This window comes from Mesorhizobium sp. M6A.T.Ce.TU.016.01.1.1, assembly GCF_003997065.1.
GTDB lineage: Bacteria > Pseudomonadota > Alphaproteobacteria > Rhizobiales > Rhizobiaceae > Mesorhizobium > Mesorhizobium mediterraneum.
Window position 1 is genome coordinate 81364 of the sequence record NZ_RZTJ01000015.1, and the last position, 12528, is coordinate 93891.

At 62.1% G+C, this 12528-nt stretch carries 10 protein-coding genes; 3 read left to right on the top strand and 7 right to left on the bottom strand.

The features are described 5' to 3' along the window. Positions 1–29: 29 nt before the first annotated feature. From EOC94_RS23795 to EOC94_RS23815, 5 genes are all read right to left on the bottom strand, one after another. Complete coding sequence (locus EOC94_RS23795; protein ID WP_127293869.1) at positions 30–2066, bottom strand: aldo/keto reductase; 2037 nt, start codon at positions 2064–2066, stop codon at positions 30–32. A gap of 34 nt (positions 2067–2100) precedes the next feature. Further along, a complete protein-coding gene (ugpC, locus tag EOC94_RS23800; RefSeq protein WP_095484811.1) occupies positions 2101–3174 on the bottom strand; it encodes a sn-glycerol-3-phosphate ABC transporter ATP-binding protein UgpC in 1074 nt (357 codons plus the stop codon). Between the two features lie 7 nt (positions 3175–3181). Then, on the bottom strand, positions 3182–4018 hold the full coding sequence (locus EOC94_RS23805) for a carbohydrate ABC transporter permease (protein ID WP_127293871.1): 837 nt from the start codon (positions 4016–4018) through the stop codon (positions 3182–3184). Beyond that, positions 4015–4875, bottom strand: coding sequence for a sugar ABC transporter permease (locus EOC94_RS23810; RefSeq protein WP_127293873.1), 861 nt, complete (start codon positions 4873–4875; stop codon positions 4015–4017). Before EOC94_RS23810 ends, EOC94_RS23805 begins: the two co-directional genes overlap by 4 nt. A 221-nt stretch (positions 4876–5096) precedes the next feature. Next, complete coding sequence (locus EOC94_RS23815) at positions 5097–6368, bottom strand: ABC transporter substrate-binding protein (RefSeq protein ID WP_127293875.1); 1272 nt, start codon at positions 6366–6368, stop codon at positions 5097–5099. A 106-nt stretch (positions 6369–6474) separates the two neighbouring features. Here EOC94_RS23815 and EOC94_RS23820 point away from each other — a divergent pair, with 106 nt between their 5' ends. The 3 genes from EOC94_RS23820 to EOC94_RS23830 all read left to right on the top strand — a co-directional run bounded on the left by EOC94_RS23820 (position 6475) and on the right by EOC94_RS23830 (position 10318). Beyond that, positions 6475–7344, top strand: a complete 870-nt coding sequence (locus EOC94_RS23820; RefSeq protein WP_127293877.1) for a helix-turn-helix domain-containing protein — start codon at positions 6475–6477, stop codon at positions 7342–7344. A gap of 43 nt (positions 7345–7387) precedes the next feature. After that, positions 7388–8200, top strand: coding sequence for an FkbM family methyltransferase (locus tag EOC94_RS23825; protein ID WP_164547076.1), 813 nt, complete (start codon positions 7388–7390; stop codon positions 8198–8200). Positions 8201–8362: 162 nt separating this feature from the next. After that, entirely contained in the window at positions 8363–10318 is a 1956-nt protein-coding gene (locus EOC94_RS23830; RefSeq protein WP_281032978.1) for an acyltransferase family protein, read from the top strand. 256 nt (positions 10319–10574) lie between these two features. Here EOC94_RS23830 and EOC94_RS23835 read toward each other — a convergent pair whose 3' ends face one another. Beyond that, entirely contained in the window at positions 10575–10937 is a 363-nt protein-coding gene (locus tag EOC94_RS23835; protein ID WP_127293881.1) for a hypothetical protein, read from the bottom strand. A 407-nt stretch (positions 10938–11344) separates the two neighbouring features. Beyond that, positions 11345–12478, bottom strand: coding sequence for a PQQ-dependent sugar dehydrogenase (locus tag EOC94_RS23840; RefSeq protein WP_127293883.1), 1134 nt, complete (start codon positions 12476–12478; stop codon positions 11345–11347). Positions 12479–12528 lie beyond the last annotated feature (50 nt).

Below are 12528 nucleotides of genomic sequence, written 5' to 3' on the forward strand. Positions count from 1 at the left end.
TCTCCCACAAGGGGAGAAGGCAAGGTAGGTCAACCCGTGCCCCGCGCTAGCTTCTGATCCGAACCGCCATCCAGCCATGCGATGTCGTCCGGCGAAAGCGCAATGTCGAGCGCCCGCAGACTGTCCTCCAACTCGTCGAGCGTGCGCGGTCCGATCAGCGGGACGGACGGGAACGGCTGGGCCAGGACATAGGCGAGCGCGACATGGATCGGGCTCTTGCCCAGTCTGTTGGCGAGCTCGATTGCCCGGTCGCGGCGGCCGAAATTCTTCTCCGAGTACCAAACCCGGACCAGCTCTTCATTGTCACGCTGGTCGCGCCCGGCGCGGCCGGTGAAGAAACCCCGCCCTTGGCTCGACCAGGCAAAGTTCGGCATCTGCCGGGCGGTCAGCCAGGCCTTCCATTCATCGCTCGACGATGTGACGCAACCTGGCCAGATCGGCACCAGCATTTCGGCCAGCGAAAAATTGTTCGAAAGCGCGCCAGGCTTTTGCTTACCGGTCCGCTCGGCATAGGCAATAGCCTCGTCCATGCGTTCCCTTGTCCAGTTCGAGCCGCCGAACGGACCGCGAATGCGGCCAGCCCTGACCTCCCTGTCCATCGCGTCGACGAACTCGTCGACCGGCACGTCCGGATCGTCGCGGTGCATGAAATAGACATCGACATGATCGGTCTGCAGCCGGTCGAGCGACTGGGTGAGCTGCTTGCCGATCACATCGGGATAGCAGAGCGGGGTGTGCGCGCCCTTGCCGATGACCACCGCTTGCTCACGCACGCCGCGGTTCGTCAGCCACTGGCCGAGCAGCGTTTCGGTGTAGCCGCTGCCATAGATATAGGCGGTGTCGAAGACGTTGCCGCCGGCTTCGAAATAGGCATCGAGCAGGATCATGCCCGAGGAGAACGTGCGAAAATCCTCGAAGCCGAGCGCCAGACACGAGGCCGGCCGCGGCAGGCCCGGAATCTCGCGCTTCGGAATGGTGGTGCCGCCGGAGCGCAGCCGCCGGCCGGAGATGGTGTTGAGGCGTTTTTCGGGCTTCTCGATCTCGTATTCGAGGCCAATCGCGGCGCGCCATTTGTCGAGCACGCGCAGATTGCCGAGACTGTCGGCCCAGCCCATGCCCGGCCAGGCAAACTCCTGCTTCCCGGCCAGGATGGCCTCGCCGGCGGCGTCGACCTCGAAAGCGTAGAGCCAGCGGTCTTCCCTGACCTCGACCACCTCCTCCCCGCCCGGCCGGATGATGCGGATTTCGCCGGTGCCGCCTTCCCTGCCGCTCGCATACCAGAAATCCGCGACCTCGATGCGACCCTTGGTGCCGACGATGCGCAGGACATTGTCCTGCGCCAGCGAAATGCCGCAGGAAACTTCGGCGACGATGCCATTGGGAAAATGCAGGAGCGCCGAGGCCCATTCGTCGACGCCGGACTGGCCGAGATGCGCAGCGCCGACCACCTTGTCCGGCTCGGCGAAGGGCGTTCCGACCGCCGCCCCGGCAATCAGCCGCGCCATCGAAACGGGGTAGCCGCCGACGTCCAGAATGCCGCCGCCAGCGAGGTCGTTGGCGTAGAGCCGGTGCTCCGGCATGAAATCAGGCATGGCGAAGCCGAAGCTCGACTTCACCATGCGCACCTCGCCGATCGCGCCGGACCTGATCAGCTCGACCAGTTTTGCCGTCTGCGGATGCAGCCGGTACATGAAGGCTTCGCCGAGAAAGGTACCGGCCTTGCGCGCCGCATGGATCATCGCATCGGCCTCGAAGGCGGTCAGCCCCATCGGCTTTTCGCAAAGCACATGCTTCCCGGCCTCGGCCGCCTTGATCGCCCATTCGGCGTGGCTGGGATGCGGCGTCGAAATGTAGATCGCATCGACGTTCGGGTCCGCGAGCAAAGCCTCGTAGCCGTCGAGGATGCGGGCGCCGGGGAAGTTTTCAGCGAGGCCTGATTTGCCGGGATTGCGCGCGGCAATGGCAACCAATGTGCCGGTGCGCGAATGTGCCACGCCGCCGGCAAAGGCCTTGGCGATGGCGCCGGGCCCGAGAATGCCCCAGCGGATGGGCGCGATTGAAGTCATTGTCATTCTCCTGGGATTTGAGACGAGCTGGCCGTCAGCGCAGCCGCCGTCCGTTGTCGTCGAATAAGTAAGATTTGCGGATGGAAACGGTGATCTCAGGGGCGTCGGGCACCTCGGCCGCGTCGCGCTGGATGACGATATCGTCGCCAGCCGCAGTACGGGTGTAGAGAAAGCTCGTGCCACCCAGATGCTCGACCACGTCGATGGTCACAGAAAGGTCGGCGTCGCCCTTTCCGGCATGACCGAAATGTTCTGGGCGAACGCCCACCACTACCTTGCTTCCCGGTTCGGGCACCGGGCCATTCAGCGGCTGTGTAAGACGCGTCCCGCCTGCCAATTCGACCGTCACGCCGGAAGCGCTGTGCCCCAGGACCCGAGCTTTGATGAAGTTCATCTTCGGCGAGCCGACAAAGCCCGCGACGAACTGATTGTCGGGGTCACTGTAAAGATCGAGCGGCCTGCCGATCTGCTCGACATAGCCGTCGCGCAGCACCACGATCCTGTCGGCCAGCGTCATCGCTTCGGTCTGGTCGTGCGTCACATAGATCATGGTGACGCCGAGCTCCTTGTGCAGGCGCGAGATCTCGACCCGCATCTGCACCCTGAGCTCGGCATCGAGGTTGCTCAGCGGCTCGTCGAACAGGAACACTTGCGGCTCGCGCACGATGGCGCGGCCGATGGCGACGCGCTGGCGCTGGCCGCCCGACAATTGCCGCGGGCGGCGCTTCATCAGCTCGGCGATGCGCAGGATCTCGGAGGCCCGCTTCACCCGCCGCTCGGTGTCGGCCTTCGGGTTGCCGTTCATCCTCAGCCCGAAGCTCAGATTCTGCTCGACACTCATATGCGGGTAGAGCGCGTAGGACTGGAACACCATGGCGATGCCGCGATCGGCCGGCTCGACGTCGTTCACCACCTTGCCGCCGATGGCGATCTCGCCGCCGCTGATGTCCTCGAGCCCGGCGATCATCCTCAGCAGCGTGGACTTGCCGCAGCCGGAGGGGCCGACAAAGACGACGAATTCGCCGTCATTGACGTCGATGTCAGCGCCGTGAATGATCTGAAAGCCGCCGAAGCGCTTGACGACATTTTTGAGTGTGACCGCTGCCATGCTGATCCTATTTGATGGCGCCGGCGGCAATGCCGGCAACGAAATGGCGCTGCAAGAGCACGACCACGACGAGCATCGGCACGGTGAGCATCACGGCGCCCGCCATGATGCCGCCCCACGACACTTTGGTGAGGCCGATCAGCGTGCCGAGCGCCACCGGCGCCGTCATCGCGCCGGGCTTGGAATTGATCAGCAGCGGCCAGAGATAGTTGTTCCAGGAGGCAAGGAACAGGATGATGGCGAGCGCCGCCAGCATCGGCCGCGCCAGCGGCAGCGCTACGAACAGGAAGATCCGCCACTCCTTGACCCCCTCGACCCGAGCGGCGTCGAACAGATCGCCCGGCATCATCGAGAAGCTCTGCCGCATGAACAGCACGCCGAGCGAATTGAAGAGCGGCGGCACGATCAGCGCCACCCAGGTGTTGGCGAGCTTGAAGTCGCGCGCCACCATGATGAATTGCGGGATCAGCACGACAGCATAGGGTAGCGTGATGGTGCCGAGGATGATGGCGACGACCACGCCCTTGCCGAAGAACTGGTAGCGCGCCAGCGCCCAGCCGGCCATCGAGGTGAGCAGCACCGACAGGAACGTATAGGTCACCGCCACTGAGACGGAGATGCCGATGGCGCCAATGAAATTGGTGTCGCGCTGCAGATTGTTGACATTGTCGAGGAAACTGCCGTGCGGCAAAAGCTCGATGCTGGGGCTGAAGATGCCTCTGTCGGGCATGGTCGAGAAAACCGCCATCATCCACAGAGGAAACAGCCAGATCATCGCCAGCGGCGTCAGGAAGAGATGCAGCGCGATGCTGCGCCCCAGTTTTGAAGAGGAACGCGAGCTCATTTCGGGTCCCTCGTCAGCCACAGTTGCACCAGCGAGATGGCGATCGCCAGCCCGGCCATGGTGTAGGCGATGGCCGAGGCGTAGCCGAAGTTGAGCGACCTGAAGCCCTGGCGGTAAAGCAGCAGCCCGAGCGTTTCGGTGCCGCCGCCCGGTCCGCCGCGTTCGGTGATCAGGAACGGCTCGGTGAACAGCTGCATGGTGCCGATGATCGACAGCACGGCGCAGAACACGATGATCGGCTTGAGCAGCGGCAGGGTGATGTAGAAGAACTGCTTGAGCTTGCTGACGCGGTCCAACGTCGCCGCCTCGTAGACATCCTGGGGGATGGACTGCAGGCCGGCGAGCAGGATGATGGCGTTGTAGCCGGCCCAGCGCCAGGTCACCGCGATCATGATGACCGCCATCGCCGGCGTGACGTTGGAAAACCAGTCGATACGGGGCAGGCCGACACTGTTCAGCAGCTTGTTGATGATGCCGTAATCGAGGTTGAACATCAGCCGGAACACCGCCGAATAGGCGACTTCGCCGACCACCACCGGGGCGAAGAAGGCGAAGCGGAACAGGCCACGGGCTTTCAGCAGCGGCGAATTCAAAAGCACAGCCATGATGATCGCCAAAGTGATCATCACCGGCACCTGGATGACGAGGATGAGCAGCGTGTTCTTCAAGGCATTGAAAAAGGCGGGGTCGCCGATCAACCGGCCCCAGTTGAAGGTCGGCGCGAACCGCCACGGCACGGTGCGCGTCGCCTGGAAGGAGATCAGGAACGAGTTGATGATCGGCCACAGCCAGAAGATCGAGAAGATCAGCAGGTAGGGCGCGAGGAAGCGATATGCCGTGGCGTTCTGATTGCGCATCGTTGCCCTCCTTTGCCTCTCGTTTCTAGGTTTGCCGGCTTGCTGTCGAAGTCGGCGCCGCCGCTGTCTTACCTTCTCCCCCTGTGGGAGAAGGTGGATTGGCGCGCGGTTGAGGGGTGCTGGAAGGAATGCCGTCCTGCCAAGCTGGAACACCCCTCATCCGACCTCGCTTCGCGAGGCCACCTTCTCCCACAAGGGGAGAAGGGAGAGCCGCGTGAAGATCACTCTTCGACCGGCAGGCCGGTCGCCGAGGCGATCTGGCTTGCGGCATCGTCGAGCGCCGCCTTGGCATCGGGATAGCCACCGCCCAGATATTTGGTCTGCACCGCGCGGACGATGATCTCCGCGTCGCTCTGGAACGGCGTGCCGCGGCTTGGGACGACCTTGGGCAAGGTGCCGAGGATGTCCTTCCACACCGCCTGGCCGCCCCAATAGGGCTGGCCTTCGGAGACATAGGGGTCGTCGAGCGCCGAGATCAGCGACGGCACGAGGCCAAAACCCTTCAGCATCGCTATCTGGCCCTCATTGGTCGCAAGCGAGTATTTCAGGTAGGCGTAGGCGGCCTCCTTGTTGTTGGACACCGAGGTGATGGCGAGTGACGAACCGCCGAGATTGGCGGCGCGCGGGCCGTCGGCGGTGAGGCTCGGCATCAGATAGACGCCCCATTTGCCGCTACCGTCGGGCGATTCGGTGCGTATGGTGCCCTCATACCAGCCGCCATACATCTGGGTGGCGACAGTGCCGGCGGTGTTGTTGGTGATCTTGGTGCTCCAGTCGGCCGAGGTGATGATGCCGGCGTCCTTCATCTCCTTGATCTTGGTCATCGACGCCACACAGGCCGGCTGATTGACGGTGATCGACTGCCCATCGGCGGCGAAATAGGCGCAGCCCTGCTCGTTGGCGATCATGCGGAAGAATTCGGAGTCGCCGTTGAAATCGGCGTTGGTCATCGTCACGCCGGGATTGGCGTCCTGGATCTTCTTGCCGGCGGCAATGAAATCGTCCCAGGTCTTGATCGACGCGGGATCGACGCCGGCCTTCTCGTAGAAGTCGCGGCGGTAGAACATCGCCACTGGGCCCGAATCCCATGGCATCGCATAGGCCTTGTCTTCCACTTCGAGTTCGGTGCGCTTGAAATCGGGGAATTTTGCCTGGTCTTCGGCCGTGTAGCCCAGCGTGTGAAGGTCGACGAAGCAGTCCGGGAACTGGCTCCAGTAGTTCTCGGCCTCGCCGTTCTCGATCGTCACTATATCAGGCAGTCCCTCGCCGCCGGCGGCGCAGCCGGCTATCGACTTGTCGTAGGTCGGCTGGTTGCCGAGATCCTGGACCGTGACCTTGACGTCGGGGAACTGCTTGTTGAAGCCTTCTATAGTGGCCTTCAGCGATGAAGCGGCGACGTTCCAGCTCCAGATCGTGATTTCGCCGGACTGCGCAAAGGCCGGGGCTGAGCCCAGGGCAAGCGCGAGCGCGGCGCAGGTCAATGTGGTGCGCATCGAAATCCTCCCATTTCATTTGCTCTCTCTTCGCGAGCATGGCTAGACTAGGCACTGGCGAAGGCTTGTCCGCGACAAAGGGAATAAAGAATTGGCGGAAAGTAAGATGCCTGAAAGACCGTTTTACCAGCCTGGCGCCAGCAGCGTGGAGGGCCTGCCGCTGCTCCTGCAGACGTTTCACAATCATCCCCTGGTGATGCTCAAGCCGCATTGGCATGCCCAGGTCGAGGTGAACTTCATCATGTGCGGCACTGTCCACTACCGCATGAGCGATCACGAGATCTCGCTTTCGGCCGGCGACATGTGCCTGTTCTGGGGCGGCCTGCCGCATCAGATGATCGATGCATCGGACGATGCCGTCTTCGCCGGCGCGCATCTGCCACTGGTGCATTTCTTCCGGCTGCATTTGCCCGCTGATACTCGCAACCGGCTGATGACGGGCGCGACATTGGTGACCAATGCCACCGACCGGTCCGACAGCGACAATTTCGAGCGCTGGAACCGCTATGTCCGGTCAGGCGATCCAGCCAAGGCCGAGCACGCCGTGAATGAGCTGTTGCTGCGGCTGGAGCGGGTGCGGTTCGAGCCCTACCGGCTCGCACCCGAAACCTCGATCGAGCAGGAAGCAGGCAATCCTTTCGATCAGCAATCCCTGCGCAATGTCGGGCGCATGTGCGACTTCATAGCGGAGAATTTCCTCTACGAGATCGACTGTGTGGACATCGCGGCGACGGCCGATATCCATCCCAAATACGCCATGAGCATCTTTAAGAAATCGACCGGCATGACGCTCAACGAATATGTCAACCTGCTGCGGCTCAGCTACGCGCAGGCACTGCTGATGCACCAGGATGCCAACGTGCTGCGCGTCGCGATGGACTCCGGCTTCGGCTCGCTCAGCGCCTTCAACAAGTCGTTCCGCAAGCTGGCCGGCATGTCGCCGTCGGATTTTCGCAGAGGCGCTGGCGTCAGATAGTCCCGGGTTGAAATGCCGTCCTGGTTTGCGTTATCAGCAAGGGGTGAGACTAAAAGAATATTTCTATCTGCTTGGATTGAAGCCAAGAACACGCGTTTACGGCCACTCGATACAAGTCATCGATCTCCCGAAAGACGGGAAGATTGAATTCGCTCGCTGGAAGAACCCGCGCGGGGCAGACCTCGATCTCACCCAGGGCGAAGTCGATGACCTGCGGACGTTCCTGAGCGATGGCGACGTGGCGATCGACGTTGGTGCCCAGGTTGGCGACAGCACGATACCGATCGCCCTCGCCTGCGGGCCGCAGGGCCTGGTCCTCGCTTTCGAGCCGAACCCTTTTGCCTTCACGATCCTCGGCGCCAATGCCGCGCTCAACCCTTGCAGACTGAATATTTTTCCGATTCCCTACGCGGCGACGCCGGAAGATGGGTCGTTCGTCTTCGACTACGGCAACCCGGGATTTGAGAACGGCGGCGACCACACCGGCGTGTCGCGGTGGAAGCACGGGAGCGCTTTCAGTATCCCGGTCGAGGGACGGCGAATTGAGCCGTTGATCCGTGCCCGGCTCGGCCAGCGCATCAAGCGCCTGCGCTACATCAAGACCGATGTGGAGCAGCATGATCTGTCGGTTTTGATCTCGATCGGCGCGCTGATCGACGAATGCCGGCCCTACATCAAGTCCGAGGTCAATCACAATCTTTCGATGGACGAGCGGGTGCGGATGCGCCGGTTCTTTGCCGACAAGGGCTACGATGTCCACTTGGTGGGGCCGACGACGCTGTTCGGTCCGAAACTCACCGAAAACGATCTCGGCAGGAAGAAGAATTTCGACATGTTCGCGGTTCCCCGGAACTGACGCCGCTGGCCCTTCCAGTGCGTCGCGTTTGGTGCGTGCGGCGGTATGGTGGCCGCCAGCGGGTTTTGATATCGTCTAATGACCCGTGATGTGGTCTGACGTTTGCGGTCCGACATTTCTCTTGAGACAGGCCGTTCGGAATTGCGGGACAGTTTTCAGCCAGTGCGCGAGGGACCTCGGTTTCGGCCGGATATACAGGGGCTGCGTGGTCTCGCGGTCGCTCTGGTCGTGGTTTTTCATCTGTGGCCGGATGTTCTTCCCGGCGGATATGTCGGCGTCGACGTCTTTTTCGTTATTTCGGGCTATCTCATCACAGGCTTGCTTGCGCGAACAGCAGTGCGCGACGGCCGGATCTCGCTGATCGAATTCTATTCCCGGCGAATCCGGCGGCTTCTGCCAGCAGCAACCCTGGTGCTGCTTGTGACGCTGTGCGGAACGTTGTTTTTCCTCTCGAAGGCGCGCTGGGAGGAAACAGCCAACCAGATCGGCGCCAGCGCCCTTTATGTCCAGAACTGGCGGCTGGCCTCGATCGCCGTCAGCTATCTCGATGCCGACAGCCTGCCGAGCCCGGTACAGCATTACTGGTCGCTCTCGATAGAAGAGCAGTTCTACATCGTCTGGCCGCTCCTCATGGTTGCGGCGATCTGGCTGGCGCGTCGCCAGGGATTCCCGCTGAGACTTTCATTGATCGGGGCATTGTCGCTCGTTTTCGCCGGGTCGCTGATCGCGTCGGTGATCTTGACCGAGATGGACCCTGCGCAGGCTTATTTCGTGACCCAAACGCGCATATGGGAATTGGCGCTGGGAGGGCTGTTGGCCCTCACCGGACACGGGTTTCGACTGGGAGCGTTCGCACGACAGTCATTGGCGGCGGCGGGCGTGGCAGGCATCCTCGCATCCGCCCTGTTGTTCTCCGCGTCAACGCCTTTCCCAGGCGCAAGCGCCTTGCTGCCGACCCTCGCTACCGTTCTTGTCATCCTGGCCGGCGAGGTTGAACGCGGTCGGTTTCGCGGGCTTGATTCGAAAATGCTTCGCTTCATCGGCGACCGGTCGTACTCGATCTATCTGTGGCACTGGCCACTGATCATTTTCTTTCTGGCGCAGGGCTACTCCGTGTCGCTGGTCAACGGTCTTGGGCTGATTGTGCTGACCACCGCACTATCGGACTTGTCTTATCGATATGTGGAACAACGATATCGAGAGGCTCGCGCCCGTGTCGAATGGAAACCGCTGGGATACGGCACTTTTGCGATACTTGCTTGTGTGGCGGTGTCCGGCGGCCTGCTCTATTCGCTGCGCACCGAAAGCATCGACACGGCCTTGATCGGGACGCCTTCCTATCCTGGTCCGGCTGCGCTGCTCATCGACGCTCCCGTTCCCGACGGCGTGGATCTCCTTCCTCCCCTTGCCCGGTTGAAGCGGGATTTGCCGATTGCGTATCTATCGAAGTGCCACCAGGAGGAAGGCGCAGAACCATTGAGATGCTCTCTCGGCGATCCGGCCGGTGCGAGGGCCATCGTGCTTGTGGGGGATTCTCACGCCGCCCAATGGATCCCGGCGCTGGACAGGATTGCCATGGGCCGCAAGCTCAAGCTGGTCACGTTTACAAAGTCCGCCTGTCCATTCAGCCGTGTCCCGATCGTCGCCTATGGCAAACCCTTCGTGTCTTGTGCCGAATGGCGGGAGAACGTGCTCGCCGAGATCATCAAACTGAAGCCGGATCTGATATTTACCAGTCAATCCGGCTACGGCACAGTGCCACAAGAACAGATGCTCGAGGGCCTGCGGAGCGTCTGGAGCGAGCTGGTGGAAACAGGCTCGCAAATCGTCGCGATTCGCAACACGCCCTATATCAAATTCGATCCCGGCGATTGCTTGAGCACCACGCCGGCCAAATGCTTCACCAAGCGCAGTGAAGTCGAATCGAACAGCACGTTTGCCTTGGCAGCAAAGTCGCAGAAGAATGTGGTCTTCGTGGATATGACCGATGCCATATGCGGCCCGCTCCTATGTCCCGCAGTCGCCGGCAACATCATCGTCTGGCGCGACCTTCACCATTTGACGGCCAGCTATTCGCTTGCCCTGGCCCCCTATCTGGCATCGAGGGCCGGCCTTTGAAAGTCGGGCGTCGATGCCGTGCCAGTCCCCGCTGGTGCAGTTGAGCGCCCACGCAAAAACGCACCACCGGCCGGAGCCGGTGGTGCTCTCTGGACAGTCTGTAGGGGCAGGACCGTCCAGCGATCCCCGAGGATCTGGGCTCAATGTGGGCTCTTCCTTGACCCATGGCATCGGCCAAACAGATGAAGGAGCCCGCCAGCCGGGCAAGAATTTTCGATAGTTGCGGTGCGCCGCCGCGGACGCACGAATTGCAATTTTATTCGGCTGCGTCAGGAATTTCGCCTGACGTCTCGTCGGAAGATTCTGCCGGGTCATCCCCGGCCTCTCTTGCCAGGAACTTGTCCAAAGCTGCCTGCAAGGACAGGGTGGCCTGCGGTGAGGCCGGCGTCGTCGAAACGACAGCCATCGCATGAGCAATTCCGCTCGTCGTCTTATCCTTAGCCGCCGCAGAAGTTGCGGCTCCGTGTCCCTGCGATCCGGCGCCGCCAGAGTTTCCGCCGTTGCCGTTGCTCCCGCCGTTACCGTGTCCGCCGCCATTGCCGCCGGGTCCGGCGAAGACGGGAGACGCGATAAGGGCGAGAGCGGCGACCGTTGCGAACAGACTGGTTCGAGTTTTCATGGTTTCTCCTTACGAGTCGCCGTCCCGCCAGGTTGGTTCTGGATCATAAATGTGAGGACTCTCTAATATGAAGGTCCACTATTTAGCCAGTTTCGTTTAAATACAGCCGTCCGCAAGGGACCTTGGTCCGAGATTGAAAAGCAAAAGTCCTAACTCTATCCGGGGCGTATTGCGCGGCGAACAAACGCTTGCTGGTCACAAGCCAGCAAAGCGAGATAGCGAAATCGATGGGAGCGCGTAGACGCAATCCTCCGCGATCACGCGATACACATCGCGGCTGGCTGCGGTGCGAGGGTAGGAACCACTGGCGGTTCTTGCCGCCTATTGCGTTTTAACCCCGACGATCTCTGCAAAAGGACCGCCAACGCCGGGCGCGCGAAGTGCCGCTCCTGTCGCGCCGCATGGGATCACTGCGACGCTGCCGGCGCCAGTCGTAATATCCTTCCCGCTGGCTCGTCGGTCAACGCCATTACCGCGCCGTCGGGAGCCTGCACCACGTCTCGGACGCGGCTGCCGAGAGCGAGGACTTCCTCGCCGGCGAACTGCTCGCCGTCAATTCTGACACGAACGATGCCTGCCGCGGACAGTCCGCCAATCAGGAGGTCGCCTCGCCAATCGGCAAACATGTCGCCGGTGCAGAAGGTCATGCCGGAAGGCGAGATGACCGGTGTCCAGCTATGGATGGAGCCGGCAAACTCCGGCCGTGTCGATGGATCGGGGATGCGTTTGCCCGAATAGTGCCGCCCCCAGCTGACCACGGGCCAGCCGTAATTCCTGCCGGCTTCCGGAATGTTTAGCTCATCGCCGCCGCGCGGCCCCATTTCCGCCGTCCAGAGCACGCCGGTTTCGGGATGGATCGCTGCGCTTTGCACATTGCGATGGCCGTAGGACCATATCTCGTCGGCGCCGTCCTTGCCGACGAAGGGATTGTCGTCAGGCACAGAACCATCGGGATTGATGCGGACGACCGTCCCGAGATGATTGCTCGCGTCCTGCGCCTGTTGCGCCTTGCCGCGCTCGCCGAGCGTAACGAAGAGCTTGCCGTCCGGCGCGAACACCAGGCGGGAACCGAAATGGTGCCGGCTCGAGACGGCTGGTTCCTGCCGGAAGATCACTTCGAAGCCCGAAAGCGCGCTCCCGTTCTCGTTCAGGCGTCCACGGCCGACGGACGTGGCCGCGCCGCCGCTCCGCTGCTCCGAATAGGAGAGATAAACCGTCCGGTTGTTGGCAAAGTCCGGATCGAGCGCCACATCCAGCAGGCCGCCTTGTCCGTCGGCGAGGACGTCCGGCACACCGTCGATCGGATCGGAAACGGCCCCGTCGGTCGAGACGAGCCGCAGGCGCCCCGGACGCTCGGTGACCAGCAGCGTGCCGTCGGGCAGGTAGGTCGCGCCCCAGGGATGTTCGAGCCCTTCGGCAAAGGTCTCGACAGCAATGCGGCCTGTTTGGCTCTCTATGCTCTTGGAAGGGTCCTGCGCGAAGGTGGTCGAGGGCGCGCTGAAGGCAAGAAGAAAAGACAAAGCAATCGGTATCCGCAGCATGATTTCTCCATCCGAACGGGGGGAGCCGCCGGCTCCTCGATATAATGACC

Bases quoted from the DNA above. Each gene is read 5' to 3' on its own strand.
- EOC94_RS23820 (WP_127293877.1), top strand. From the start codon at position 6,475: ATGCCTGAAAGACCGTTTTACCAGCCTGGCGCCAGCAGCGTGGAGGGC.
- EOC94_RS23810 (WP_127293873.1), bottom strand. From the start codon at position 4,875: ATGCGCAATCAGAACGCCACGGCATATCGCTTCCTCGCGCCCTACCTG.
- EOC94_RS23835 (WP_127293881.1), bottom strand. From the start codon at position 10,937: ATGAAAACTCGAACCAGTCTGTTCGCAACGGTCGCCGCTCTCGCCCTT.
- EOC94_RS23840 (WP_127293883.1), bottom strand. From the start codon at position 12,478: ATGCTGCGGATACCGATTGCTTTGTCTTTTCTTCTTGCCTTCAGCGCG.
- ugpC (WP_095484811.1), bottom strand. From the start codon at position 3,174: ATGGCAGCGGTCACACTCAAAAATGTCGTCAAGCGCTTCGGCGGCTTT.
- EOC94_RS23805 (WP_127293871.1), bottom strand. From the start codon at position 4,018: ATGAGCTCGCGTTCCTCTTCAAAACTGGGGCGCAGCATCGCGCTGCAT.
- EOC94_RS23815 (WP_127293875.1), bottom strand. From the start codon at position 6,368: ATGCGCACCACATTGACCTGCGCCGCGCTCGCGCTTGCCCTGGGCTCA.
- EOC94_RS23795 (WP_127293869.1), bottom strand. From the start codon at position 2,066: ATGACTTCAATCGCGCCCATCCGCTGGGGCATTCTCGGGCCCGGCGCC.